24 protein-coding genes and 1 pseudogene are annotated in these 26,158 nt (G+C 40.8%); 12 read left to right on the forward strand and 13 right to left on the reverse strand.

Features of this window, described 5'->3' with window-relative positions; genetic code table 11:
• The first annotated feature begins 80 nt into the window (after positions 1 to 80).
• Positions 81 to 557 (forward strand): hypothetical protein, encoded by a 477-nt coding sequence (locus AB3G73_RS05050; RefSeq protein ID WP_148366635.1) that lies wholly within the window; start codon positions 81 to 83, stop codon positions 555 to 557.
• A gap of 709 nt (positions 558 to 1,266) precedes the next feature.
• Here AB3G73_RS05050 and xylE read toward each other — a convergent pair.
• The 4 genes from xylE to AB3G73_RS05070 form a co-directional block, all read right to left on the reverse strand.
• On the reverse strand, positions 1,267 to 2,721 hold the full coding sequence (xylE, locus tag AB3G73_RS05055) for a D-xylose transporter XylE (protein WP_148366634.1): 1,455 nt from the start codon (positions 2,719 to 2,721) through the stop codon (positions 1,267 to 1,269).
• Between the two features lie 136 nt (positions 2,722 to 2,857).
• Entirely contained in the window at positions 2,858 to 4,174 is a 1,317-nt protein-coding gene (xylA, locus tag AB3G73_RS05060) for a xylose isomerase (RefSeq protein ID WP_148366633.1), read from the reverse strand.
• Between the two features lie 40 nt (positions 4,175 to 4,214).
• On the reverse strand, positions 4,215 to 5,738 hold the full coding sequence (locus tag AB3G73_RS05065) for a xylulokinase (protein WP_367743313.1): 1,524 nt from the start codon (positions 5,736 to 5,738) through the stop codon (positions 4,215 to 4,217).
• A gap of 119 nt (positions 5,739 to 5,857) precedes the next feature.
• Positions 5,858 to 6,589: an NUDIX domain-containing protein gene (locus AB3G73_RS05070; RefSeq protein WP_117513002.1), complete on the reverse strand. Its 732-nt coding sequence runs from the start codon at positions 6,587 to 6,589 to the stop codon at positions 5,858 to 5,860.
• A 341-nt stretch (positions 6,590 to 6,930) separates the two neighbouring features.
• Here AB3G73_RS05070 and thiD point away from each other — a divergent pair, with 341 nt between their 5' ends.
• The 4 genes from thiD (at position 6,931) to sucD (ending at position 10,929) form a co-directional block, all read left to right on the forward strand.
• Positions 6,931 to 7,767 carry a bifunctional hydroxymethylpyrimidine kinase/phosphomethylpyrimidine kinase gene (gene thiD / locus AB3G73_RS05075; RefSeq protein WP_234133464.1) on the forward strand — a complete coding sequence of 279 codons (837 nt, stop codon included), beginning with the start codon at positions 6,931 to 6,933 and terminating at the stop codon, positions 7,765 to 7,767.
• A 50-nt stretch (positions 7,768 to 7,817) separates the two neighbouring features.
• The gene (fabD, locus tag AB3G73_RS05080; RefSeq protein WP_148366631.1) at positions 7,818 to 8,705 is read left to right on the forward strand and encodes an ACP S-malonyltransferase; all 888 of its coding nucleotides are present in this window, start codon (positions 7,818 to 7,820) and stop codon (positions 8,703 to 8,705) included.
• A gap of 199 nt (positions 8,706 to 8,904) precedes the next feature.
• A complete protein-coding gene (gene sucC / locus AB3G73_RS05085) occupies positions 8,905 to 10,035 on the forward strand; it encodes an ADP-forming succinate--CoA ligase subunit beta (RefSeq protein ID WP_367743315.1) in 1,131 nt (376 codons plus the stop codon).
• 33 nt (positions 10,036 to 10,068) lie between these two features.
• On the forward strand, positions 10,069 to 10,929 hold the full coding sequence (sucD, locus tag AB3G73_RS05090) for a succinate--CoA ligase subunit alpha (RefSeq protein WP_367743319.1): 861 nt from the start codon (positions 10,069 to 10,071) through the stop codon (positions 10,927 to 10,929).
• 110 nt (positions 10,930 to 11,039) lie between these two features.
• On the opposite strand, the gene AB3G73_RS05095 is transcribed toward sucD, so the two are convergent.
• Positions 11,040 to 11,801 (reverse strand): DUF4396 domain-containing protein, encoded by a 762-nt coding sequence (locus AB3G73_RS05095; protein ID WP_367743323.1) that lies wholly within the window; start codon positions 11,799 to 11,801, stop codon positions 11,040 to 11,042.
• Positions 11,802 to 11,938: 137 nt separating this feature from the next.
• On the opposite strand from AB3G73_RS05095, the gene AB3G73_RS05100 reads away from it, so the two are divergent.
• Positions 11,939 to 12,112, forward strand: a complete 174-nt coding sequence (locus tag AB3G73_RS05100; protein WP_195650717.1) for a hypothetical protein — start codon at positions 11,939 to 11,941, stop codon at positions 12,110 to 12,112.
• 62 nt (positions 12,113 to 12,174) lie between these two features.
• Here the strand turns inward: AB3G73_RS05100 and AB3G73_RS05105 are convergent, their stop codons facing one another.
• The 8 genes and pseudogenes from AB3G73_RS05105 to AB3G73_RS05140 all read right to left on the reverse strand — a co-directional run bounded on the left by AB3G73_RS05105 (position 12,175) and on the right by AB3G73_RS05140 (position 19,338).
• Positions 12,175 to 12,420, reverse strand: coding sequence for an RNA-binding protein (locus AB3G73_RS05105; RefSeq protein ID WP_004295865.1), 246 nt, complete (start codon positions 12,418 to 12,420; stop codon positions 12,175 to 12,177).
• 275 nt (positions 12,421 to 12,695) lie between these two features.
• Positions 12,696 to 13,418 (reverse strand): LytTR family DNA-binding domain-containing protein, encoded by a 723-nt coding sequence (locus tag AB3G73_RS05110; protein WP_008777003.1) that lies wholly within the window; start codon positions 13,416 to 13,418, stop codon positions 12,696 to 12,698.
• Positions 13,415 to 14,476: a histidine kinase gene (locus tag AB3G73_RS05115; RefSeq protein WP_320979562.1), complete on the reverse strand. Its 1,062-nt coding sequence runs from the start codon at positions 14,474 to 14,476 to the stop codon at positions 13,415 to 13,417. Before AB3G73_RS05115 ends, AB3G73_RS05110 begins: the two co-directional genes overlap by 4 nt.
• On the reverse strand, positions 14,473 to 15,273 hold the full coding sequence (locus tag AB3G73_RS05120) for a sensor histidine kinase (RefSeq protein WP_258980718.1): 801 nt from the start codon (positions 15,271 to 15,273) through the stop codon (positions 14,473 to 14,475). The genes AB3G73_RS05115 and AB3G73_RS05120 overlap by 4 nt, the downstream gene beginning before the upstream one ends.
• 257 nt (positions 15,274 to 15,530) lie before the next feature.
• Positions 15,531 to 16,427 (reverse strand): DUF6268 family outer membrane beta-barrel protein, encoded by an 897-nt coding sequence (locus AB3G73_RS05125; protein WP_367743332.1) that lies wholly within the window; start codon positions 16,425 to 16,427, stop codon positions 15,531 to 15,533.
• A gap of 249 nt (positions 16,428 to 16,676) precedes the next feature.
• Entirely contained in the window at positions 16,677 to 16,994 is a 318-nt protein-coding gene (locus tag AB3G73_RS05130; RefSeq protein ID WP_148366625.1) for a hypothetical protein, read from the reverse strand.
• Positions 16,995 to 17,270: 276 nt separating this feature from the next.
• Entirely contained in the window at positions 17,271 to 18,773 is a 1,503-nt protein-coding gene (locus AB3G73_RS05135; RefSeq protein WP_367743335.1) for a glutamine synthetase family protein, read from the reverse strand.
• Between the two features lie 128 nt (positions 18,774 to 18,901).
• Positions 18,902 to 19,338, reverse strand: a pseudogene (locus AB3G73_RS05140) (DUF4846 domain-containing protein).
• A gap of 133 nt (positions 19,339 to 19,471) precedes the next feature.
• On the opposite strand from AB3G73_RS05140, the gene AB3G73_RS05145 reads away from it, so the two are divergent.
• The 6 genes from AB3G73_RS05145 (at position 19,472) to AB3G73_RS05170 (ending at position 26,110) form a co-directional block, all read left to right on the forward strand.
• A complete protein-coding gene (locus tag AB3G73_RS05145) occupies positions 19,472 to 20,182 on the forward strand; it encodes a DUF169 domain-containing protein (protein WP_148366623.1) in 711 nt (236 codons plus the stop codon).
• Between the two features lie 191 nt (positions 20,183 to 20,373).
• Positions 20,374 to 20,883 carry an ECF transporter S component gene (locus tag AB3G73_RS05150; RefSeq protein WP_217722885.1) on the forward strand — a complete coding sequence of 170 codons (510 nt, stop codon included), beginning with the start codon at positions 20,374 to 20,376 and terminating at the stop codon, positions 20,881 to 20,883.
• A 14-nt stretch (positions 20,884 to 20,897) separates the two neighbouring features.
• Entirely contained in the window at positions 20,898 to 21,833 is a 936-nt protein-coding gene (locus AB3G73_RS05155) for a DUF362 domain-containing protein (RefSeq protein WP_148366621.1), read from the forward strand.
• A 7-nt stretch (positions 21,834 to 21,840) separates the two neighbouring features.
• Positions 21,841 to 23,385, forward strand: coding sequence for a 4Fe-4S dicluster domain-containing protein (locus AB3G73_RS05160; RefSeq protein WP_367743338.1), 1,545 nt, complete (start codon positions 21,841 to 21,843; stop codon positions 23,383 to 23,385).
• Positions 23,386 to 23,552: 167 nt separating this feature from the next.
• Entirely contained in the window at positions 23,553 to 24,359 is an 807-nt protein-coding gene (locus tag AB3G73_RS05165) for a patatin-like phospholipase family protein (RefSeq protein WP_148366619.1), read from the forward strand.
• 53 nt (positions 24,360 to 24,412) lie between these two features.
• Positions 24,413 to 26,110: an alpha-amylase family protein gene (locus AB3G73_RS05170; protein ID WP_217722890.1), complete on the forward strand. Its 1,698-nt coding sequence runs from the start codon at positions 24,413 to 24,415 to the stop codon at positions 26,108 to 26,110.
• The last annotated feature ends 48 nt before the right edge of the window (positions 26,111 to 26,158 follow it).

The following is a 26,158-nucleotide window of genomic DNA, read 5'->3' on the forward strand; positions in this document are numbered from 1 at the left end:
CCCCAGCTTCTGTGGAGTGTTATGCAACGGGAAAGGCGGAACCGTTTTTTTATTCCCGCCTATCTTAAAACCGTTGTATCATGCATGAAGAACAAAACAGTGCACCTGTAAAAGCCGTTCGAAGCAATCGGCAGGAAGCAGAATTTCCTAATCTGGAAGAAAAAGAAAACCTAAAACAGTTTTATTTAGCCCAATCACGACGACTATGCCCTACCGTATCGGTCGATCGTTCTGAATCACAACGTCTGGGAGCGTTACACCACAAAATCAAGCATTTTATTAAGGCGTTGACCAACCTCGACCGTCCATGGGAAAATGGGATGCCGGAGATGCAAAAGGCTTGCCTGCATTTTTTTACTTTACAAAATTCACCTCGCACAGAGTGTCAAAAGATTTTTGAAGAATGGGCGAAATGGTCGAACTTCCTGATATCAGCTTCTTGCTATCGTGGTTTTGTCAGTCAGATGTTACAAGATTATCAACGTCAATTACGTGACTTGGAAAAGCTCTTGGGCGGCAAACCCTCCGAAACTTCGGAGAATATATCTGGCCGTTAAGTCATACAGATAGATGTTACATTTATCATTCCTATACTGTATCTATTTTAGTGTAGCATTAGGTGAAATAATCCATTTAAAGACATACGAATGCACACTTTATAGGATGATAACCTGTATTTGACAGCTTAATTATCTATGGGGAGCGGCAGTATTTCTATAGTTCACAAGTGTGTGCCGTACAGCCCACGCATGTAAACCATACAGCCTACATATGCAGGCTATACAGCACACACTTGTGGGCTATAAACTTATCGCCGTTTAAGTGGGATTTTTGAGCTGCGATATTCGGATTTATATGGCTTCATTGTGACAAAAACAAGCCGTTTTATGCTTATAGGATATTTATATGGCTATTTTGTAGATGATAGGTAACCCGTTTTTACTGGTAAAAGTATGATAGATACATTTTTTAAAAGCTATCTATCATAGATACTACATTGATAATTAGAATATTACTAAAATAAATGATAGCATGATAGATAGTTTTTTCATTATGTAATGTTTAGTTCAAATCCGTACCATTTACGAATATATTCTTATGAGACAAAGTTTCTCTAGACCAAATCCCCTGAATTTACAACTACTCCTAAAAGCTTCAAATAAAAACAATTATGACACCATACCATTGGTACGATGTCATAATCTCAACAGAATCATGTCAGGAGGCCGAAGTCATAATGACATGATGAAATTACACTAACCTAATTTATTTGTCTTTCTTCCAAAGTTTGCTCATATCTTCCAGTGTCTTGCCCTTCGTTTCAGGTACCCAACGCCAAACGAAGATGGCAGCAGCTACGCAGATAATGCCATATAAACTATACGCAAACATCGGGCTGAAATCGTACAATGCCGGGAAAGTAGAAGATACAATATAGTTGAATATCCATTGGAAAGCTACGGCGATTGCCACTGCTTTACCACGGATGGTATTCGGGAAGATTTCCGAGATCAACACCCAGCAAATCGGTCCCCAGGACATCATGAAAAATGCTGCATATACAATCACTGAAAGTACCGGAAGGATACCCTTTATTGCCATGCTGTCACACATTGCTACTGCAAATGCACCAACAGCCATACCAATAGAACCGATTATCAATAGTGGTTTACGTCCGAAACGGTCTACAGTGAAGATAGCAACCAGTGTAAATATAATGTTTACAATACCCATAATCACAGTTTGCATCATGCCACCTCCTTCTGCACCTGCATTTTCAAAAATACGAGGAGCATAATATAGTACCGCATTAATACCGATAGCTTGCTGGAATACAGAAAGCAAAATACCGATCACAATTACTGCCACTCCATAAGTAAAGATTTTCTCCGTCTTCTCATGAGCAGTAGCTTTAATATCATTAAGGATTTCCTGTGCTTTTGTCTTACCATTGATCTTTTCCAGAATTGAGTAAGCCTTTTCATCCTGCTGTATCAATACAAGATAACGTGGGGTCTTCGGAACAAAGAACAACAACAGGCCAAAGAAAGCGGCAGGGAAAGCTTCCGAACCAAACATGTAACGCCATCCTTCATACACAGTCCACATATCAGATTCAGAACTAACAGACAGTACACCGGCCGCATCTTTCAAAATAACAGGATTCTGATGACCGCCCATAATCAGGAAATTCACGAAGTACACTACCAACATACCAAAGATGATAGCAAACTGGTTACATGATACAAGCGTTCCACGAATATTGGAAGGGGCTATTTCAGCAATATACATCGGACAGACGGCAGAAGCCAGTCCTACTCCGATACCACCCAAAACACGATACAGATTAAAAGCAATCAGCAAATCCATGTTCGGCTTTCCATATTCGAAAAATAAGAATTCCGGATAATAGGAACCTAATGCTGAAAGGAAAAAGAGTACGGCAGCAAGCCTTAAGGAATTACGACGTCCCAAACGGGAAGCAAATATACCGGAGATCGCACCACCCAGTACACAGCCAATTAATGCACTGGAAGAAGTGATTCCATGCATTACTTTATTATATTGAAAATCAGAGGCCGAAAGGAAAAATGCCTCCAAACCTTTCTCTGCGCCCGAAATAACGGCTGTATCGTATCCGAAAAGCAGTCCTCCCAAAATGGCGACAGAGGTGATCGAATATAGGTAGAGTTTACTACCCTCGTTCGTTGTATTAATCATGGTTATAAGTAGATAAAGTAGTGTTGTAGTAGTTGGAAATCTCACCACAGAGTGACACAGAGTTTCACAGAGAAATACAATATTAAATGAAAATGAACTCTGCGAGACCCTGTGCTACTCTGTGGTGAATTAATTATTAGCAATACATATTCAGAATTGCTTCATAAAGTTCTTGTTTACCGCTAGTCTGCTTCGGTTCACCGTTTGCTTTAGCATAAGCAACTACGTCTTCCAAAGTCAACTTGCCATCTTCAAATTCCTTACCTTTACCAGCATCGAATGAAGCGTAACGGTCAGACAACATTTTCTTATATGGAGATTCGTTCAACAGAGCAGCTGCACTTTCCAATGCACGAGCCATAGCATCCATACCTGCGATATGAGCAATGAAGATATCTTCCAGATCAGTAGAGTTACGACGAGTTTTAGCGTCGAAGTTTGTTCCACCGTTACCCAAACCACCATTACGGATAATTTGCATCATAGCTTGTGTCAGTTCGTAGTTATCAATCGGGAACTGGTCTGTATCCCAACCATTCTGATAATCACCACGGTTAGCGTCGATAGAGCCCAACATACCGTTGTCTACTGCTACTGCCAATTCGTGTTCGAAAGTATGGCCAGCCAAGGTTGCATGGTTTACTTCAATATTCACTTTGAAATCTTTATCCAAGCCATGAGCTTTCAGGAAGCCGATTACAGTTTCTGTATCTACATCATACTGGTGTTTAGTTGGTTCCATCGGTTTCGGTTCGATCAGGAAAGTACCTTTGAAGCCACGAGCACGAGCATAATCACGAGCCATAGTCAGCATTTTTGCCAAGTGTTCTTTTTCACGTTTCTGATCTGTATTCAGAAGAGACATATAGCCTTCACGGCCACCCCAGAATACATAGTTCTGGCCACCCAGTTCGATCGTTGCGTCGATTGCATTCTTGATCTGAACAGCAGCACGAGCTACTACGTCAAAATCAGGATTAGTAGCAGCACCGTTCATATAACGTGCATGACCAAATACGTTGGCAGTACCCCACAACAGTTTGATGCCTGTTTCAGCTTGTTTCTGTTTTGCATAAGCTACGATTTCTTTCAGATTAGCTTCGTATTCTTCGATGCTTGCACCTTCAGAAACCAAGTCTACATCGTGGAAACAGTAGTACTCGATACCCATTTTCTGCATGAATTCGAAACCTGCATCCATTTTATCTTTTGCAGCTTGTATAGCGTCAGCATTACTATTCCAAGGGAATTGTTTTGTTCCGCCACCGAATTGGTCACCGCCTTCAGCACACAAAGTATGCCACCATGCCATAGAAAATCTCAACCAATCTTTCATCTTCTTACCGTTGATTACCTTTTCAGCATCGTAGTAACGGAATGCCATCGGATTCTTACTATCTTTACCTTCGAACTTAATCTTTTCAATTCCCGGGAAAAATTCTTTTGTTGCCATAATTCTTTTATTTTTAAATGGTTATTATTTAGATTGTTAATTATTTATCTGAAGAAAGAGCCGGAGCCGGTATGTTACCAGTCATCGACTTTTCAAGGCGGTATTTCCATTTTGCATAGGCATCAGCATATTCCTGACGTTTCGCCACATTAGGCTCGATCACATCCAGTTTATCAAGCGTAGCAAATGCTTCATTGTTATCTTTGTAGATGCCTGCACCGATACCTGCACCTTTCGCGGCTCCTACTGAACCGTCTGTATCATAAAGCTCGATAGTGGCTCCTGTAACTCCCGCCAACGTATCGCGGAAGATAGAACTCAAGAACATATTAGCATGTCCGGCATGGATCATCTTCACGGGAATTCCCATCTGCTCCATGATATCAATGCCATATTTAAAAGAGAATACGATACCTTCTTGAGCGGCACGGATAATGTGGTGTTTGCCATGGGCATTGAAGTCCAATCCACGGATGCTGCAACCGATTTCTTTATTGTTCAGCATGCGTTCGGCACCGTTACCAAAAGGTAGAATACTGATTCCCGCACTACCGATAGGAGCTTTGGAAGCCAACACATTCATTTCATTATAAGATATTCCTTCGGGAGCAATGTTGCGTTTTACCCATGAATTAAGAATACCTGTTCCGTTGATGCAAAGCAATACTCCCAGACGTGTCTGGTCTATTGTATGATTGACATGGGCAAAGGTATTGACACGTGACTGCGGATCATAGTTCACTTCACCGTTCACACCATAAACCACTCCTGATGTTCCCGCCGTAGAAGCAATTTCGCCCGGGTTGAACACGTTCAGAGAGAGAGCATTGTTAGGCTGGTCACCTGCACGATAAGTAATAGGTGTTCCTTCTTTCAATCCAAGTTCTTTGGCAGTCATTGCACTGACGCGTCCTTGTTCTGCGAAAGTCGGTTTAATATCTGCAATCAAAGAAGAGTCGAATCCGTAATAATCCATCAGGAAGTCAGCCACCCGGTTGTTCTTAAAATCCCAGAACATACCTTCCGAAAGTCCGGAAACGGTTGTGCAAATCTCTCCACTCAACTTCATGGCAATATAATCACCCGGCAACATTATCTTGTAAATCTGCTCATAGATGGCAGGTTCGTTTTCTTTAATCCATGCCAACTTGGAAGCTGTAAAGTTTCCCGGCGAGTTCAACAAATGAGAAAGACATCTCTCCTCTCCGATTGTTTCAAATGCTTTCTGACCGTATGGCACAGCACGGGAGTCACACCAGATAATAGCAGGACGCAATACACGCTGATTCTTATCGACACATACCAATCCGTGCATCTGATAAGAGATACCGATGGCTTTTATTTCAGCAGCACTCACTCCGGATTCGGTCATAATAGCCTGTGTAGCCAACTTTAAGTTTTCCCACCAACTTTCCGGATCTTGTTCCGCCCATCCGGGATTCACTGCAATAATATTCGCTTCTGTTTTCGGAAAAAATGCCGATGATACACATTTGCCTGTTTCAGCATTTACCAAACTCGCTTTTACAGACGAGCTACCTATGTCATAACCTAATAGAAACATAATTTTATTTACGATTAAACGATTTACTATTTACGATTTAACGCTCAATGTCCGACAATTAATACTATAACATTCAACGCCTAATACCTAATACTTGATACTTAATACTTGAATAAGGTCTACCTTCTCACCTTATTATATATCTTCTTATCAAATTTATAATAACGGGCAGCACGGTGAGCCACTCCTTGTTGTTTTTCTTCCAGAGGAACTACATATTCCATCATGGCTATTTTCTTATGGAAGTTGCGTACATCCACAGCTTTGTCGTATACTAATTCAAAAAGGGTTCTTAATTGTGCAGCTGTAAATTTGCGCGGAAGCAGTTCGAACAACATGGAAGGATTAAATTCTACGAACTGACGAATATAAGTCATTGCTTCCTTAATAATCAGATTATGGTCGAAAGCCAATGTTTTCACATCTTTCAAAGCAATCCAACAAGCCTGATGATCGTCCAGATTCTTATCCAGTGTGCGGTCAATCTTCACCATCGACAGATACGCAATAGTTACAATACGTTCCACTCTTGACTGCATAGCTCTTTCCAGCCAACGTACATCTTTCGGATTACTTGTCCTGTTTTTAGAACCGAATGCTTTAAACTGCATCAGATTCACATTTTTAAGTCCTGTCAGTTCATACAAAACTCGTTGCGCTGCTTCATCCAGGTCTTCATCCATATATATAAGACTTCCGGGAAGTTTCATATCGTGATATACTTCTCCATTATCTTCACCTGCACGTTTTACAAGCAACACTTTCAGTTGTTCTCCGTCAAAACCAATCACTACACAGTCCACTGATATATGATTGTTTGCTAAAGGTGTATTTTTCTGTAAATTTTGCATATCCATTTCTTTAATACGGTGCAAATATAGAGGCTAAAACTCATCAAAACAAAAATAAGAACCATGCTATAAAACATTGTTTTTCATATAAATACATATCATACATTCTACAATATGAATAGTTAGTGTTATCTTACGAATTACAATATGTATTTTAGTATTTCCGCGAGTGAGTAATTGTACAAAGTACAAAAACTAGATGGACGCTTTATTATCAGTACTTTTCATATCATCTTCATCAGATACCGGCAAAGGTACTTATTGTATTTTAAACGATATGTCATTTTGTACCTTATCGTTTTTTATTCTATCTTTGTCGGGTAAATATTAAAAAAACTAAAATGGAACGTCATCCAGTCATTTTATCCATTGCCGGCTCCGATTGTTCGGGAGGCGCAGGTATTCAGGCAGACATAAAAACAATCTCCGCTCTAGGTGGCTATGCGGCATCGGCTATTACTGCCATCACCATACAAAATACACTGGGAGTACGTGCCGTACAGTCTATCGCCCCTGATATTGTTCGTGGACAAATAGAAGCAGTGATGGACGACCTGCAACCGGTTGCCATCAAAATAGGAATGGTAAATGATATTCAGATTGTTCGTGTGATTTCCGACTGTTTACAAAAATATTCACCTGCATACGTCGTCTACGATCCGGTAATGGTGTCTACCAGCGGAAAGAAACTCATGACAGATGAAGCTATAGAAGAAATAAAAAAAGAACTTTTGCCGCTTGTGACATTAATCACTCCCAACATCGACGAAGCGAAGGTGCTTACAGGCAAAAGTATTCACAACATTCAGGACATGCAGGCGGCTGCCAAAATGCTGACGGACGATTATCATACTAGCATCTTGTTAAAAGGCGGACATCTGGAGGGAGACAATATGTGCGACCTTTTGCACACGTCCGAATCTATCTACCATATATATGAGGAGAAAAAGATAGAAAGCCATAACCTGCATGGAACGGGGTGTACCCTCTCCTCTGCCATTGCTACTTACCTGGCCAAAGGATACCCCATGAGAGAATCCATCCAGCATGCTAAAACGTATATCACGCAAGCTATTATCGCAGGAAAAGAATTGAATGTCGGACACGGCAACGGCCCTTTATGGCATTTTCCGGGCTCCGTTGCACAAATGTGTACATTTTGTGCGGTTGTATCATAAAAATACGTAACTTTGCACCCGCAATTAAAAATCAATTAAATAATAAAAATATGAAAGCATTTGTATTTCCCGGTCAAGGCGCTCAATTTGTAGGAATGGGTAAAGACCTGTATGAAAACTCAGCTTTAGCAAAAGAATTGTTTGAAAAAGCAAATGATATCCTCGGATATCGCATTACAGATATCATGTTCGATGGCACAGATGAAGACCTCCGTCAGACAAAGGTTACCCAACCTGCCGTATTCCTTCATTCTGTTATCTCCGCTCTTTGCATGGGCGATGATTTCAAACCGGAAATGACAGCCGGCCACTCACTCGGTGAGTTCTCTGCATTGGTAGCTGCCGGTGCATTGAGTTTTGAAGATGGACTGAAACTTGTTTATGCTCGTGCAATGGCTATGCAGAAAGCTTGTGAAGTTACTCCTTCCACAATGGCTGCCATTATTGCATTACCTGATGAGAAAGTAGAAGAAATCTGCGCAGCAGTAAATGCCGAAGGTGAAGTTTGCGTACCGGCTAACTACAACTGCCCGGGACAAATCGTTATCTCCGGTTCTGTACCAGGTATCGAAAAAGCTTGCGAACTGATGAAAGCTGCCGGAGCTAAACGTGCCCTTCCGCTGAAAGTAGGTGGTGCTTTCCATTCTCCATTGATGGACCCTGCTAAAGTTGAGTTGGAAGCTGCTATCAAGGCTACGGAAATTCATACTCCTAAATGTCCGGTATATCAGAATGTAGACGCACTTCCTCACACTGATCCTGCAGAAATCAAAAAGAACCTGGTTGCCCAGCTGACTGCTTCCGTACGCTGGACACAGTCTGTTAAGAATATGGTTGCCGACGGTGCTACTGATTTTACAGAATGTGGCCCGGGTGCAGTACTTCAAGGACTGATTAAGAAAATTGACGGTACTGTCAACGCTCACGGTATTGCATAAGCATCCGTAAGAAAGAGTTTATCTTTAAATATATGAAGCGTGTTGGTAACTATTGCCAACACGCTTTTTTATATTAAGCCTATTCATAGCATACGGACTAACATGTTGTATAACACCCCGTTACTTTTCTTTTCCGGCAAACTTTCCGTATCTTGCTATTGTTTTTATTACAGGAATCATTTACTCAAATTTATGAGCCATGAAAATACATGAATATCAAGCGAAAGAGATTTTCTCCAAGTACGGAATACCTGTCGAGAGGCACACTTTATGCCGTACAGCCGCAGGTGTCATAGCCGCTTACCGGAGGATGGGAACAGACAGAGTGGTTATAAAAGCACAGGTATTAACCGGAGGACGGGGAAAAGCCGGAGGAGTGAAACTGGTAAATAATACGGAAGACGCTTATCAGGAAGCTAAGAATATTCTCGGAATGAGTATTAAAGGTCTTCCGGTCAATCAAGTACTGGTTAGTGAGGCGGTAGATATTGCTGCCGAATATTATGTCAGTTACACCATCGACCGGAATACACGTTCTGTCGTTCTGATGATGAGTGCATCCGGTGGTATGGATATCGAAGAGGTAGCCCGTCAAACACCGGAAAAAATCATCCGATATTCAATCCATCCATTTATTGGTCTTCCCGACTATCTGGCAAGGCGTTTTGCTTTCTCCCTCTTTCCTCAAATGGAGCAGGCGGGTAAAATGGCGGCCATCCTTCAGGAACTTTATAAGATCTTCATGGAAAATGATGCATCATTAGTAGAAGTAAATCCGCTGGCACTAACCAAGAAAGGTACGTTGATGGCTATTGACGCAAAGATTGTTTTTGATGACAATGCGCTCTATCGCCATCCGGAGGTACATGCTTTATTTGATCCGACGGAGGAAGAAAAAATAGAAGCAGACGCTAAAGATAAAGGATTCAGCTATGTCCACATGGATGGTAACATCGGCTGTATGGTAAATGGTGCCGGACTCGCTATGGCTACTATGGACATGATTAAACTTTATGGAGGTCAGCCAGCCAATTTTCTCGACATTGGTGGTAGTTCCAATCCTGTCAAGGTAATTGAAGCCATGAAACTTTTATTGCAGGATGAAAAAGTGAAAGTGGTCCTGATTAATATTTTCGGAGGAATCACCCACTGTGATGATGTAGCAATGGGGCTTCTTCAAGCATTCGAGCAGATAAACAGTAATGTACCTGTTATCGTACGGCTTACAGGCACTAATGAGCATATCGGACGGGAACTGTTACGGAATTACAGCCGTTTCCAAATAGCCACAACGATGAAAGAAGCTGCCCTTATGGCTCTGAAAGCGTAATAAGTACCCAAATCATTAATAAATAAAGCAATTATGAGCATATTAATAGATAAATCCACCCGCCTGATTGTACAGGGAATTACTGGGAGAGACGGACTTTTCCATGCCAAGAAGATGAAAGAATACGGAACCCATGTTGTTGGAGGAACTTCTCCGGGCAAAGGAGGAACAGATGTAGACGGCATCCCCGTATTCAACACTATGTATGACGCGGTTGAACAAACGAAAGCCAATACTTCTATCATTTTTGTTCCGGCACGTTTTGCGGCAGATGCCATTATGGAGGCAGCAGATGCGGGCATCCGGTTAATTGCCTGCATTGCTGAAGGAATCCCCACGCTGGATGTGATTAAGGCGCACCAGTTTGTCGAACAAAAAGGTGCTATGCTGATCGGCCCCAACTGTCCGGGACTGATCTCTCCGGGAAAAAGTATGGTGGGCATTTTACCGGAACAGGTCTTTTTAGAAGGAAATGTCGGAGTTATCAGCCGTAGCGGAACACTTACTTACGAAATTGTGTATCACTTAACGGCGAATGGCATGGGACAATCCACTGCTATCGGCATCGGAGGTGATCCTGTTGTAGGTCTTCATTTCCGTCAACTGCTGGAGATGTTTCAAAATGATTCGGAAACAGAAGCGATCGTCCTGATTGGAGAGATTGGAGGAAACGCAGAAGAACAAGCGGCTGAATATATCCGCAATAATGTAACCAAACCTGTAGTGGCATTTATTGCGGGGCAATCAGCTCCTCCGGGGAAGCAGATGGGACATGCAGGAGCTATCATTTCAGGAAGTTCCGGTTCGGCAAAAGAGAAGATTGAATCTTTAAAAGCTGCCGGTATCCGGGTGGCACAAGAGCCTTCGGATATACCGAAGCTATTGAAAAGATAAAATCCAAAAGAGAAATAAAAGACAAAAGTAGTCATATCATAATAGATGCAGATTCACTCCCTCAAATAAGTAATTACATACTTATCGTTTAGAGTAAATCTGCATTTATTTTACATACCTTTCTTTATACCTAATTTTATAAGAAGAGCATTCATAGGATATGCACAGAAGAAGCCGAAAAGCATAGCCAACTGCATCATAAACCAGAATATCCATGTGTCTTTGGGTAATGGCTCATTGATGAACAATACAAAATAGACAATCGCCATCCAGCCATACATTCCGACCTGCCAGGATAAAAGAGAAAAGAAATCCGCTTTGAAAGCACGAGCCAAGGCATTACCTACCGATATTTTTTCCATCTCCCGAATAGCATAGAATTGGAAATAAACACCAATAATCAAAGCCAGGATAAAGTCAAGTACCCAATTACCAAAGAGCTGACTTCCTGCCACAGTTACAGGAACATAGTTTGTAAACCACTCTCCTATGATATCTGCCAATGTACATCCTGCACCACAATGAAGCGCTGACAAAGCTACCGATTGCCAATAAGGACGTTGCATTCCTTGCATCGACATTTCTCCCGGCATGACCATATCCATCGCCATATTATCTTTCATACCAGACATATCCATTCCCTTCATATCAGACATATCCATTTTCATCCCATCATCCTCAACTTTCATCGGACCACTCCGTCCAAACTTATTATACGCCCATAAAGCTAAATAACTTCCCCATAATGCAGATAATATCCAGACTGCATTCATTATCTTCATTGATTGCGGACGATGTGTCAGGTCTATGGCAATATGTACTGCAATTCCGATACCTGAACATACTAAGAAAACGGCTATTAAATTGAGCATGACTGTATGTTTTTTAAAGTTTCAGATTACAAAACATCCTTTATTTGTGAATAGTTCATCCCATTACTTTTAATTTTATCCTATCGAACTATTCTACACACGAGTTGTTATCATTTCATAATCAAAACAATAGAAATATGAGCAGACGTAGACAGTTAGAGCATGAAGTATCTGTTGCTCAAGAAAGAATAAAGAAAGCTACAAAAGATACACCGAAGGATATCCTGAAATTATGGGAACAAGAGCTGGTAGACCTGGAATTGGAACTCAATAATATGGTGGATGATGAAGAAGATAACAATGAGGATTAACAGAAGAAAGGCGCGCTAGTTTCCTAGTGCGCCTTTCTCTATTACTGTATATGTATTCAGTATTAATTCTTTGGCAATGCTTCTTTTACTACCATTGAACGACCTACATATTCTGCACCGTTCAATTGTTCGATAGCTTTAGCAGCTTCTGCATCATCCGGCATTTCGATAAACGCAAAACCTTTTGATCTTCTAGTTTCACGATCTGTGATTAACTTTACTGAAGCAACTGTTCCATACTCTTCCATTACATGTCTCAAATCTGATTCCTTAACATTATAGCTAAGATTTCCAATGTACAAATTCATAAAATACAAATATAAAAAATTAATAATTCAATAAGAAAGTTTTAGGAAGATCTTAATTAGAGATGGATATGCTCAAATAAATGAGAAGATTCACGTAAAAAAATCAAATCGTAATAAACCTCTTTATTGTTGTTGGTACAAAGAAAAGCATTATTTGGGGATATTGCACTATATTCTCTCCTTTTTCTTCTTGTAAAACATCTTTTTTATGAAAATAGGCCAATACTTAACGTTCTTATTCTTTTATATCAAGCCATTCCATATAAACTACCGGATTAGTCTTTCTGTAGATTCTTCGCTACAAATTCCTCAAAAAACGTTTTCTTATAGTTTCCACCTCCTATTCCTATCTCATAAGACTTAATAAAAATATCATTGGTATCAAAAGAGTCAATCCGTGAGGTATTGACAATATAGGACTTGTTTATCCGGAGAAACTGTTTAGCGGGCAGTTGCTCATGAATATTTTTCAGATTCATCTTAGTTATCACCCGCTGATCTTCCAATTGGAGAATGGAATAATCCTTTAGTCCTTCAATAAAAAGAATATCACTGAAGTTTATCTTGATATAGCGTCGTTCCGATTTGATGAAAATATATTCTTCCTGTATCTCCTCCACTCTTTCGGCTGTTTCCGACAATAACAGTTTATGATATGCTATTGCCTTATTGACTGCTTTCAGAAAACGGTTCATTTCAATAGGCTTCACCAGATAATCAATGGCACTTACTTCGTAACTATCGAGTGCATATTCCGCATACGCCGTTGTAAAGACAATCAATGTATTCACGGGAATACTTTGCGCAAACTCTATTCCGGTAATTCCCGGCATCTGAATATCAAGGAAAATCAGATCAACCGTATATTCATTTATATAAGCGGACGCTGCGATAGCGTTATTAAAGCTACCCACCAATGTCAGTTGTGGAATCTGTTCCACCAATGACTTCATACCTTTGCGAGCTACCGGCTCGTCATCAACAATAATACAATTCATAAGTTTAGATGTAAGTTGACATTATAAGTTGTTTCTTTATCTTCTATCTGTAACGTGTACCGTGATTCATAAAGTAAATCCAGTCTGCGTTTCACATTGGCCAACCCTATTCCCCCTTCCCGCTTAACAGGAACACGGGGCTTAGAATTCTCGCAACGAAACGTCAACTGTTTATTATGCACAGAAAAATACAGGTGAATATAAGATAAATTGTCGCTATCCAAATTGTGTTTCACTGCATTCTCTACAAAAGGGATAAACAACAACGGAGGAATACAGATATTTTCCATATTTCCCTCTTGAAAAATAGTATATTCAAAATGATCCCTTCTCACCTTCTCCAATTCAAGAAAACTGGTGAGAAACTGTATATCTGCAGTAAGAAAGACTTCTCTTCTTGTACTGTCATTCAACTGGTAACGAAGTAGATTGTCCAGTTTCTCTAATATCTGTGAAGCCTCATCCGGAGCATCCTTTACCAAAATATTGGCATTATTCAGCATATTAAAAAGAAAATGCGGATTGATCTGTTTCTTTAATTGTTGCAATTCTGCCTGCTTAGTTGCCTTCTCCAATTCAAGAATCTTTTTATCGGAGACAACCCAGCGGCGGAATAGTTCAAAGCTCGTACAGCCACCTGCACTTAATAGCAGTACTAATACTCCATAAGCAATACTATCAAAAGAAACAGCATGGTTATCCTGTATACAAAACTCACGAATACCGTATCGTTGATATAATGGAGACAGAAATATAAATCCTAATAATACACTCACCAAATTGACTCCGAAAAACGAAATCCAATAACACCATAACTTGCGCTTGGCCTTATACAGGAAACGAGGCACTAACCAATATATATTCAGATAGATAGGAAACGCAAAAACCAATATACTAACCGGATATGCATATCGGAAACCTTCTCCAGTAAAATCTCCATATACATTCTGAAAGCCTAAAAAGAGTATAATAAATAGCAATAGTAAATTACTGATAAGCCTGAAACGGTCATTTACCAGATTCTTCCCCCAATCGTATACATTCCAGGTATCTTTCATAATTCCAACATTAAACTAATGGTACACAACATTCCATCATTATAGCCACTTTTTAATTGATAACCTCCCGGATATAACAAGTCCAATCGTTGCCGTAACTTGTCAAAAGCAGGTACTATTTGCAGACTTTCCTTTTTTCGCAGACAGTATGTACAAATGAATCGAAGCTGATTCTCTTCCATTTGAAAATCGATCCTTATATTTTCTCCCTTTCCATTCTCTCCACATACCGTTGTCCGAATCACATATTCTATCACAGGCATAAACAATAAAGGAGGAACTTGTATATATCGCACTTCATTCAGGATGTTGACTTCAAAATTAAACTCCGGATTGCATAATTTCTCCAACTTCATATAATCAGTCATAAAATCGATATCATCTCCCAACAATACCTGTTGCCGTTCACTTTCATAAAGTTGGTATCGAAGCAACCGGCTTAATTTAAAGATAAGCAATGATGCCTTTTCTCCATCTTCCTCCAACAAGGTTCGCACCTTATTCAATATTCTCGAAAAAAACTCCGGTTGAAGTTGATCTTTCAAATGATTTAGATCAGTCTGTATGCTAATATTCTCCAATTCGTTTAATCGTTGTTGATAGGCCACCCAGCGATGCAGAAAAATAGTAAAAGAAAAAGCCAGAAAATAGAGTATCAGCGCCAATGCATTTATCAACAGAAAGAAAGGGAGATCACTGTTTAGTCTTTGCATCTGTTCGGGTATAACATAATATTGCCCTAGAAAACAAATAGCACCAACCATGGCGGTCAGCATAAATCCAACAAGGCAACTCAAATATATGATATACTTTTTATATCTACGCTGAAACAGATAACCGGGAATTAACCAGTAAGTATGCAGATTTATGATTCCCCATAAGATGACAGAAAGTAAAAGACTAACTCCCGTAGAAAGATTTAGCCCTAAACTATCGCTTTCGACAAAAGTGCCTCTGAACACTAAAAAGGAGACTACAAGAAATATCCCTATTTGCTTCAGTAACGTATATAATAGCATCTTAACTGACATCAGGCGATAAAGTTACCATTTTTTTAGAACTTATACTTCATTCCCACCGAAACATACATTGCCGGTTTAAAATAAGGGTCAGTCTCTCTGGACATATCTGCGAAAAAGGCTTTTAAAGTGCGGGTAGTGTAATAAGCTATTCTGCTGCACGATACACCGGCAGTAGCAGTAACAGAAAAAGAGTTCCCGATGCTTAACTCCGGCTGTAAACCTGCAATAATGAATTGCTGGGAAAACATAGTATCTTTCCCCTCCTTCTCCAACAAGGCCAGTGAACCGTTCATTTCCGCCAACAATCTTAGATTCAGAAATTTATTCATTCTCATTCCGACCGACACTTCCATGGCATTCAACATAGATACTTTTATTTGATAGCGTCCTTCAGTAGTCCAATCAAAATAAATAGCCGGAAATACCATCGGATAACCGAATGTGTTATTTACAGCCAATCCGGCTCCAAGAGATAAATTAGGCTTGAACTGCCGGATAAAAATAACTCCCCCCTGTCCCAGAACATTCTTCAGTCTTACATCAGAAGCCGTATAGACTCCTGCGCCAACTGCCATTAACAATAACCATTTCTTGCTGATGGGACGAATATGAATGACGCTCAATTGCAAATTTATAATCTGATCTATATCTATATAAGATTGAAGGTTCTTATTGTTCATAGCTGTATAACTTCCTCCCGCTGAAAACATCCAAGAAGTAGGCTGGCTCCTTTCATTCATTTTCTGTGAAACCGGAATGTTGACGTTTCCTTCAACAAACCGCATATCGCCTTTACCGTCTGTTTCCTGATTCTCTTCATTCTTATATCGTGAAGAAGAGATATATCCCGTTCTGACCGTCACTTGCGCATACGCATCTTCCGGCAACAATAAAATCAAAACAACCGCACTTAATAAAATACACTTCATCTTTTGTCTACTTTTAGGTTTGAATGCAACAAAAATAGAGCAAAACTAGTCACCGCCGGGAAATTGTAGACGAAACCCTGCATTCTGTATACAAAACTATTGATAAAAGACAATCAATCATGAACGCAACCCAATCATCCTTTAACGACTTTATCGGACTGGATGGGAAGTTGGCAGATAAAAACAGAAATCCTGATTCATCACGAACCAGGATTTCTTTATGAGTATTACTACATTCGAAGTTTTATTTTATTCTTTTACTTCTTCACCTTTTTCGTTCATCAGCACTGTCAGTACCTGAACATCTTCCGTAGTAAGGACTACCTTATAAATCTTACCGCTTTCTTTTTCAGCGACATAAGCTTCCGTAATGGCAGCACCTTCATAATTTTTAGCGATCGCCTGTACTACTGCCTCCGGCAGTTCTTTAACATCAATCTTTGTAAACTCATCCTGTGGAGCCTGTACGTTAGTTTCTACAGTTGTAGCGTTACTAACTTCCTGTGCAAATGCTACAGAGCTACCCAATCCCATCACCAATGCTACTGCTACTAATACCTTTTTCATAATCGTAATTTTTTTAAGTGTGAACTACTAAATCATTATTAACTTGTTTCTTACACTTAATAGGTAGCAAAAGAGGTACCAAAGTTCCAGAATGAGCATACATCATTAGTAATCAATCAAATACAAGATACACTCATTTATTATATTGTAGAACTAGTGTGGAATTGTGTAGAAAGTGACGGCAATAATTGGGGAAAATATGCCGATTTACCACTGGCAATCAAAATTATATTCTGAACACCCTGCACATTTCGCCGACACACCATCGTCTTTCAATCATCCACAATGGAAATACTTATTTACTAAATCCAGCATTTCCATCGGCTTTCCTTCCAGATCCGCACGCAACGTTTTATCTTCGTAACTGCGAAGTCTGCGGATGATACCGTCAATCATTGCCGGACTAAACACGTTATATTGCTCAAAGATTGCCCGTTGTTGTTGCAAGCAATCGGCAGAAGCTTCACAGCTATCCGGCAGTTGCGCCAGTGATTTCAGTTTATCTTCATTCTCTTTCTGATGGATATTCACATTTACATAAGTTTTTTCAGCAATATCCAGCGCATTTTCAATCTCAAAACCATAACGACAGGCAACAGCCAAACCAGCCAATAATTGATATAAATCTGCCGAACCATCCGGAGAGCGCATTTCTACCGTCTGCTTCTGACTGGTGTCAAAATGACTTTCAGCTTCCAATGGGTTTGCCAATGTACACATATCTGTTTTTGCAGCCCATCCCAGAGGTACGCGCACTAATACAGAGCGGTTACGGTCTCCCCAACAAACATTGGTAGGTGCTTCCTGATGAGGAACGAGACGGAAGTAAGAAGTAGGATTGGTATTTCCGAAAGCAGTAATTGACGGAGCAAGTACCATCATTCCGGCAATTGCCTTGCGTGCTGTATCCGACAAAACACCGTCTTTCAGCATCTGGTTCTTTCCATCTTTCATGATACGCATGTGGACATGCAAGCCCGAACCGGCTTTACCTGCCGTAATTTTTGGAGCAAAGGTTACATTGTATCCATATCTAAATCCCAGGTTACGAATCACCCATTTGGCAATCATTAATTGATCTGCTGCCTGCGATACAGGAACCGGCAGGAATTCTATTTCATTCTGCTCATAGATATAACCATCCAGCGTGAAATTACCGACTTCAGAGTGTCCATACTTTATTTGTCCGCCTGTCTGTGCGATGTAAGACATACATTGAGTACGGAATTCATTGAATTTAGCATAAGGACCCGATTCATGATAACCACGTTGGTCGGTTGCCTGAAACATACCGGTGTCCGGGGCTATTACATAATATTCCAATTCGCCCATTGCCTGAAATTCCATTCCGGTAACTTCTGTAAAAGTCTTGCTTGCTTTGTAAAGAGTATGTTCTGGTGCACTTTCAAGTGGTTCGCCGTCTTTATTGAAGAAAGAGCAAAGCATGGACAGCGTCGGAATCTCGGCAAACGGATCAACGAATGCAGTGCAAAAACGGGGAATCACATAAAGGTCACTACTGCCCGCTTCTATAAATGAGAAAAGGCTGGAACCGTCTACCCGTTCTCCACATGTGAGAATAGCTTCCAAATAAGCTTGATTGTTGATGACAAAGTTCAGAGTTTTCAAACGCCCGTCTCCCGCCGGATACATAAAATTAACCATGCGGATATCTTTTTGCTGGATAAATGAGATAATGTCAGCTTTTGTAAACTCTGAAGTTGGTTTTTGAAGGAATGCCACCAACTGGTTAGCATTCATTGATAAATCATAATTCATAATCGGTTGTTTTTCGTTGTTGTATGATTAAAACGGTTTGTTGAATGCCAAAGATAATGAAAAGATAGAAAATTAAGTAAGAAAAGATTTAATTATTTCTTTGTTATGTTGCATTTACGTCTATTCTCCTATTTAAAACGCTTTAGGTCTTTCTTCTCAAAAATCCATTCCGGAGTGTATAGTTTCCCTGTATCCGTTTCCGTCAGCTCATACCAGGGAGAAAGGTCGCGGCTGGTTGGATTGACCAGGATATGAATTTGTTGGGCGGGCATATAGCTTTGTGCCAGGAGGCATCGGCACACTGCTGCAAATCGCGGTTGCCTATCTCCATATCTACGACTGCAAATGCAGCTGCCTGATTGGCTTTCTCTTTTCCATTGTAGAGTAACACTTTACTGCCTTTAGGCAGCATTGGCAAATTGCGCAAATAAGTTGTAAACGAATTAGCAGGGCAGGTCTCTCTGACATATCCTGACGGAGGAGCGATTCTATCTGCAAGCCTCTCCTGTCCCCATGACTGAAAGACTGTGAAAAGTAAGCCTGCACACATTAACAAATATTTCATATCGGTTCTTCTTATTTCATTCCGGACAAATATAAGTAATTATTATTGAAAACGAAGATAAATCACTTGCGCTTATCCTTTTTTATTCTAACTTTGTAGAAAGACGTGCAACAGAACTAAAATTGATAAGCTTATGGATATCCAAACTTTTATTCAAAATTTCAAAGAGGCATTCGGAGAAAAAGCTGAATTGCCTCTTGTTTTCTGGTACTCGGATGAGCAAAAAGGAGAGACAGAAAAGATAAACGGTTGCTTCTTTAAAGGTATGAAGACGGCAAGAGATGGTGGTATTATCAGCCTGAATGCCGAAAACATCGGCTGTGGCGGCGGTAAATTCTATACTGGTTTCACCGAAATGCCGGAACATGTGCCGACTTTCGTTTCACTCAAAGAGAAATACAAACAGACTCCCGAAATGGTCATCGACTTTATACAGCAAATCAGAGTTCCCCGAACAGAAAAAAAGTATCTTCATTTTGCACGTATAGATAAGGTAGAAAGTCTTGAAGAGATGGAAGGAGTTGTATTTCTGGCAAATCCGGATATGCTTTCGGGATTAACCACTTGGGCTTTTTACGATAATAACGCAGAAGATTGCGTCGTTTCTACCTTTGGTTCCGGCTGTAGTGCCGTAGTGACACAAGCCACGATAGAGAATCGTAAAGGAGGCAAACGTACTTTCCTCGGTTTCTTCGACCCATCGGTTCGCCCTCATTTCGAAGCTGACAAACTAAGCTATACCATACCTATGTCCAGATTTAAAGAGATGTATGAGACAATGCGGAAAAGCTGTCTATTTGATACACATGCATGGGGAAAGATTAAGGAAAGGATGAATGGGTAGTCCTGCTTGTCTTTGGAAGTTTCCCATAAGGCAACAGTTTGCATACGGGGAAACTATGGTTATCTACGGGGGAATGAATTCTTTTCCTACGGGATTAAAATAATATACCAATCAGATTAAACCTTTTATCAGGAGAAAAGTCTTATTATTAATATATTATCGTTCTATTCAACATTAAAGTATCAACGAAAATGGAAACATCCGCCAAACTCTATTCGCTGAAACACAGCAATGTGAAAACCTACCTGTTCGCCTTACTGTTCGTAGTGGGTAACATTGCACTTCCACAATTATGCCATCTTATACCTTATGGTGGTCCTACCCTGTTACCTATTTACTTTTTCACGCTGATTGCGGCTTATAAATATGGTTTTCTTGTAGGATTATTGACTGCTATCCTTTCACCAGTCATCAATCATTTATTGTTTGCCATGCCCTCGGAGGCGGTACTTCCCATCCTATTAATCAAATCGTCCTTACTCGCCGGAGCTTCAGCTCTTGCAGCACGTACTATAAAATCGGTTTCATTACTGGCCATTCTTGGTGTCGTACTCACTTATCAGGTCATAGGCACTGCATTTGAATGGGCCATCGTCGGAAGTTTCTACGAAGCAGTACAGGACTTCCGTATCGGTATTCCGGGAATGTTACTGCAATGGTTCGGCGGATACGCCCTCCTGAAAGCAATTGCAAAACTCTAAACTAATATAGAAAGATGGACAGAAGGGACTTTTTAAAAACAGTAGCTATCACCGGAGCCGCCCTGACTATACAACGTTCAGAGGCTATGGAGGTGTTAACTCAAACAATCAATAAAGCAAACGGAAGCAATCCTGATCTGGTGGCCGTTATGGGTGGAGAACCCGAAGAGATGTTCCGCCGTGCCATAAGCGAACTGGGGGGTATGAAGCAATTCGTCAAACCGGGACAGAAAGTGGTTGTAAAACCTAATATCGGTTGGGACAAAGTGCCGGAACTGGCGGGAAATACGAATCCGAAACTGATTGAAGAAATCGTCAGACAATGTTTTTCCGCCGGAGCTAAAGAAGTGGTCGTGTTCGACCATACTTGTGACGATTGGCAGAAATGCTACAAAAACAGTGGTATTGAAGCTGCTGCCAAAAAAGCCGGAGCCAAAGTAATGCCTGCACATCTGGAATCGTATTACAAACCAATCGATCTGCCGAAAGGCAAAAAGATGAAGAAAGCCAAAGTGCACGAAGCGATTCTGGATTGTGATGTATGGATCAATGTTCCTATTCTGAAGAATCACGGAGGTGCGAATCTGACTATCTCCATGAAAAATCACATGGGGATTGTGTGGGATCGCGGATTCTTCCACCAGAACGATTTGCAACAATGCATCGCAGATATCTGTACATTACAGAAGAAAGCTGTACTCAACGTAGTAGACGCCTACCGGATCATGAAAACAAACGGTCCCCGGGGACGTTCTGCATCCGATGTTGTACTGGCAAAAGGATTGTTTATCTCACCGGATATTGTAGCCGTGGATACGGCTGCTGCCAAGTTCTTCAATCAAGTACGTGAGATGCCACTGGATACAGTAGGACATCTCGCCAATGGGGAAGCATTGAAAATAGGAACCATGAACATTGACAAATTGAATGTCAAGCGAATTAAGATGTAAAACAACCATGTTAAGAAGGCTACGTATTGGAATATCAGCACTTTTATTTGTGCTGATTTCTTTCTTTTTTCTCGATTTCGCAGAAATATTACCGAACAGTTTCCATCGGCTGGCACATTTGCAATTTGTTCCAGCTTTGCTTTCACTAAGTATAGGTATCTTATTACTTCTCATTGTGTTAACGCTTTTATTCGGGCGTGTATATTGTTCTACAATCTGCCCTATGGGTATCTTGCAGGATGTGATTGCACGAATTTCCAAAGCAACGGGAAAAAAGAAAAAAAGATATAGTTACAGTCCTGCAAAAAACAAATTGCGCTGGGGTGTGCTCGGACTGACAGTGATCGGGTTTCTATGCGGATTTACATTTATTGTTGGTTTGCTCGATCCATACAGTGCGTATGGACGTGTAGTAGTGCACATATTCAAACCTATCTATATGCTGGGGAATAATCTGCTGGAATCACTCTTTGCCAGATTTGACAATTATACATTTTATCAGGTAGACACCTCCATCTTGAGCATTTCTTCCCTTCTCATCGCTATTATTACTCTTGCAATCATCTTTGTAATGGCATGGAAACATGGACGGACATGGTGCAATACGATTTGTCCCGTAGGAACAATATTGGGATTATTGAGTCGATTTTCATTATTCAAAGTCCGTATTGATACTGCCAAATGTAATGGATGCGGGCTTTGTGCCACCAAATGCAAAGCAGCTTGCATCAATAGCAAAGAACACGCTATTGATTATAGCCGTTGTGTAGATTGTTTCAACTGTCTGGGAGCATGCAAACAAAAAGCATTAGTCTACGCCCCTTCTTTCAAAAAACAGTCTGATGTAGAAACTCCTGCACCATCATCACCGGATTTGGATTCATCCAAACGCCGTTTTTTGGTCGCCGGTCTTGTTACTGCCGGAGCAACCCCCAAACTCATCTCCCAGGCCAAGGAATCTGTAGCAAGTCTGGAAGGTAAGAAGGCATACAAAAAGGAGAATCCGATCACTCCTCCGGGGTCTATCAGTCGGGGACACTTCCAACAGCAATGTACATCCTGTCATCTTTGTGTCAGCAAATGCCCTTCTCATATCTTGAAACCGGCTTTCATGGAATATGGCTTGGCAGGCATGATGCAACCCACTGTTAGCTTTGAGAAAGGATTTTGTAACTTTGACTGTACTGTCTGTGGAGATGTCTGTCCCAATGGAGCAATTCTTCCCATAAGTGTAGAGCAAAAACATCTTACACAAATGGGATATGTTGTTTTCATCAAGGAAAATTGCATTGTTTATACTGATGGAACCAGTTGCGGAGCCTGCTCCGAACACTGTCCCACGCAAGCAGTGGCGATGGTGCCGTATAAGGACGGATTGACAATTCCTCATGTAAATCAAGAAATATGTGTAGGTTGTGGAGGATGTGAATATGTTTGCCCCGCCCGTCCATTCCGCGCCATCTATATCGAAGGAAATCCTGTACAAAAAGAAGCAAAGCCATTTAAAGAAAGCGAAGAGCACAAAGTTGAGATAGACGATTTCGGATTCTGACCGGCATGGTGCCGGAGCAGAGTTTCCATCCGTATTTTATGTTCTATGCCGGTTTATTTCAAATGTGAATAAGACAGATGGTATGGATTTAAAAAAAAACTATCCATTATATTCCTCCTACTCTCAATAAATTCACTAAATTCGTGGCGAACTAAAGAAAGCAATTCATGGAGGTATTCACAAATAACTGGAATAGCCGGAAATATCAGATTGGCTATGCACTAAGCGGAGGATTTATTAAAGGATTTGCCCATTTGGGAGTCATGCAAGCTCTTCTGGAACATGATATTAAACCGGAAATCATCTCTGGAGTAAGTGCAGGAGCACTTGCAGGTGTCTTTTATGCCGACGGCAACGAGCCACACAAAGTACTTGATTATTTCTCCGGACATAAATTCCAGGATTTAACCAAATTGGTGATCCCCAAGAAGGGATTATTTGACCTCTGTGAATTTATTGATTTTCTCCGGACTAACTTAAAAGCAAAAAAACTGGAAGAGCTACAACTTCCCCTGATTATCACAGCAACTGACCTCGATCACGGTCGCATGGTTCACTTTCATCGGGGAAACATAGCGGAACGGGTCGCAGCTTCCTGCTGTATGCCTGTCATGTTTTCTCCGGTCAACATAGAAGGCACTAACTATGTGGATGGAGGATTGATGATGAATCTTCCGGTCTCTACCCTGCGCAGGATTTGCGATAAGGTGGTAGCTGTCAACGTAAGTCCCATCATGGCACAGGATTACAAAATGAATATTGTAAGCATTGCTATGCGCTCATTCCATTTCATGTTCCGCGCCAACACCTTTCCCGAAAGAGAAAAATGCGATTTATTAATCGAACCATACAACCTATACGGATACAGTAACACAGAACTGGAGAAAGCTGAAGAAATCTTCGAGCAAGGATATAATATGGCTAACGAAATACTTAATCAACTGTTGGAAGAAAAGGGGAAAATATGGAAATAACCTCCTATCCATCAGAAATAAGAATGAATACGAATATTAATAATCTACTCTATATGAATGACGAAAATAAAATAATTATCTACCAAGTATTCACCCGCCTGTTTGGAAATAATAATAACCACTGTGTCTACAACGGAGACATTGCTACCAATGGCTGTGGGAAAATGGCTGATTTCACACTCAAAGCACTTGGTGAAATCAAGAAACTGGGTACTACGCATATATGGTACACAGGCATCATTGAGCATGCCACTCAAACGGATTATCGCCGTTATAACATCAGACCGGATCATCCTGCCGTTGTAAAAGGAAAAGCGGGTTCTCCCTATGCTATCAAGGATTATTATGATGTAGATCCTGACTTGGCTAACGATGTGCAAGGACGTATGAAGGAATTTGAGAATCTGGTACATCGCACACATCGCACAGGTCTGAAAGTGATTATTGATTTTGTACCTAATCACGTAGCACGCCAATATCATTCGGATGCACAACCGGACGGTACAACCGAATTGGGAGCTAATGATGACTCCAGCCAATCTTTCAGCCCATATAATAATTTCTATTATATTCCGCAAGCGGAACTTCATGCCCAGTTCGATATGAAAGACGGTGCAGCAGAGCCTTACCGGGAATTCCCGGCGAAAGCCACCGGTAACAACCGTTTTGATGCTACTCCCAATATCACCGACTGGTATGAAACAGTGAAATTAAACTATGGAGTGGATTACCAGAATGGCGGTACCTGCCACTTCTCCCCGACTCCGGATACTTGGATAAAGATGCTGGACATTCTTCTTTTCTGGGCATCAAAAGACATTGACGGTTTCCGCTGCGACATGGCCGAAATGGTTCCTGTTGAATTCTGGGAATGGGCTATTCCTCAAGTAAAAGAGGCTTATCCTGAAATACTTTTCATCGCAGAGGTTTACAATCCCGGTGAATACCGCAACTATCTGTTCCGCGGCAAGTTTGATTACCTGTATGATAAGGTAGGGCTGTATGATACATTACGTAATGTAGCTTGTGGATATGAATCTGCATCTGCTATCACTCATTGTTGGCAAAGCCTGAATGGAATAGAGAAAAAGATGCTCAACTTTCTTGAGAACCACGACGAACAGCGCATCGCTTCTAATTTCTTTGCCGGCAACCCGCGTAAAGGAATTCCCGCACTGATTGTTTCCGCCTGTATGAACACTAATCCTATGATGATCTACTTCGGTCAGGAGTTTGGAGAACTGGGCATGGATAGTGAAGGATTCAGCGGAAGGGACGGACGGACTACCATATTCGATTATTGGAGCGTAGACACCATACGACGCTGGCGCAACGGAGGCAAATTTGACGGGAAGATGCTTACTGAAGAGCATAAGCACCTCTACTCTATCTACCAAAAAGTACTGACTATTTGTAACAAAGAGCAGGCAATCAGCAAGGGAGTATTCTTTGACTTAATGTATGCCAATATAAACGGATGGCGTTTCAATGAGCATAAGCAATATACTTTTATGCGAAAATATAAAAATGAGATTCTGTTTTTCATTATTAATTTCGACAGTCAACTGGTAGATGTTGCTATCAATGTGCCTTCACATGCTTTCGACTTTTTACAGATTCCTCAAATGGAATCATATCAGGCCACTGATTTGATGACGGGGGCTAAAGAAGAAATCAGCCTATTACCTTATAAACCCACGGATGTTTCAGTAGGAGGCTATAACGGAAAGATTTTAAAGATTACTTTTTAAGTAAAAAGACTAAGACCTGTATACCCTTCATCCCTCGGTCACTTATGA

This window comes from Bacteroides sp. L008 (assembly GCF_040812255.1).
In the GTDB taxonomy this organism is placed as follows: Bacteria; Bacteroidota; Bacteroidia; order Bacteroidales; family Bacteroidaceae; genus Bacteroides; species Bacteroides vicugnae.

Bases quoted from the DNA above. Each gene is read 5' to 3' on its own strand.
- AB3G73_RS05125 (WP_367743332.1), bottom strand. From the start codon at position 16,427: ATGAAGTGTATTTTATTAAGTGCGGTTGTTTTGATTTTATTGTTGCCG.
- AB3G73_RS05095 (WP_367743323.1), bottom strand. From the start codon at position 11,801: ATGCTCAATTTAATAGCCGTTTTCTTAGTATGTTCAGGTATCGGAATT.
- AB3G73_RS05150 (WP_217722885.1), top strand. From the start codon at position 20,374: ATGGAAACATCCGCCAAACTCTATTCGCTGAAACACAGCAATGTGAAA.
- AB3G73_RS05100 (WP_195650717.1), top strand. From the start codon at position 11,939: ATGAGCAGACGTAGACAGTTAGAGCATGAAGTATCTGTTGCTCAAGAA.
- AB3G73_RS05065 (WP_367743313.1), bottom strand. From the start codon at position 5,738: ATGTTTCTATTAGGTTATGACATAGGTAGCTCGTCTGTAAAAGCGAGT.
- fabD (WP_148366631.1), top strand. From the start codon at position 7,818: ATGAAAGCATTTGTATTTCCCGGTCAAGGCGCTCAATTTGTAGGAATG.
- sucC (WP_367743315.1), top strand. From the start codon at position 8,905: ATGAAAATACATGAATATCAAGCGAAAGAGATTTTCTCCAAGTACGGA.
- xylE (WP_148366634.1), bottom strand. From the start codon at position 2,721: ATGATTAATACAACGAACGAGGGTAGTAAACTCTACCTATATTCGATC.
- AB3G73_RS05170 (WP_217722890.1), top strand. From the start codon at position 24,413: ATGAATGACGAAAATAAAATAATTATCTACCAAGTATTCACCCGCCTG.
- xylA (WP_148366633.1), bottom strand. From the start codon at position 4,174: ATGGCAACAAAAGAATTTTTCCCGGGAATTGAAAAGATTAAGTTCGAA.
- AB3G73_RS05070 (WP_117513002.1), bottom strand. From the start codon at position 6,589: ATGCAAAATTTACAGAAAAATACACCTTTAGCAAACAATCATATATCA.
- sucD (WP_367743319.1), top strand. From the start codon at position 10,069: ATGAGCATATTAATAGATAAATCCACCCGCCTGATTGTACAGGGAATT.
- AB3G73_RS05145 (WP_148366623.1), top strand. From the start codon at position 19,472: ATGGATATCCAAACTTTTATTCAAAATTTCAAAGAGGCATTCGGAGAA.
- AB3G73_RS05155 (WP_148366621.1), top strand. From the start codon at position 20,898: ATGGACAGAAGGGACTTTTTAAAAACAGTAGCTATCACCGGAGCCGCC.
- AB3G73_RS05130 (WP_148366625.1), bottom strand. From the start codon at position 16,994: ATGAAAAAGGTATTAGTAGCAGTAGCATTGGTGATGGGATTGGGTAGC.
- AB3G73_RS05160 (WP_367743338.1), top strand. From the start codon at position 21,841: ATGTTAAGAAGGCTACGTATTGGAATATCAGCACTTTTATTTGTGCTG.
- thiD (WP_234133464.1), top strand. From the start codon at position 6,931: ATGGAACGTCATCCAGTCATTTTATCCATTGCCGGCTCCGATTGTTCG.
- AB3G73_RS05135 (WP_367743335.1), bottom strand. From the start codon at position 18,773: ATGAATTATGATTTATCAATGAATGCTAACCAGTTGGTGGCATTCCTT.
- AB3G73_RS05115 (WP_320979562.1), bottom strand. From the start codon at position 14,476: ATGAAAGATACCTGGAATGTATACGATTGGGGGAAGAATCTGGTAAAT.
- AB3G73_RS05105 (WP_004295865.1), bottom strand. From the start codon at position 12,420: ATGAATTTGTACATTGGAAATCTTAGCTATAATGTTAAGGAATCAGAT.
- AB3G73_RS05110 (WP_008777003.1), bottom strand. From the start codon at position 13,418: ATGAATTGTATTATTGTTGATGACGAGCCGGTAGCTCGCAAAGGTATG.
- AB3G73_RS05050 (WP_148366635.1), top strand. From the start codon at position 81: ATGCATGAAGAACAAAACAGTGCACCTGTAAAAGCCGTTCGAAGCAAT.
- AB3G73_RS05165 (WP_148366619.1), top strand. From the start codon at position 23,553: ATGGAGGTATTCACAAATAACTGGAATAGCCGGAAATATCAGATTGGC.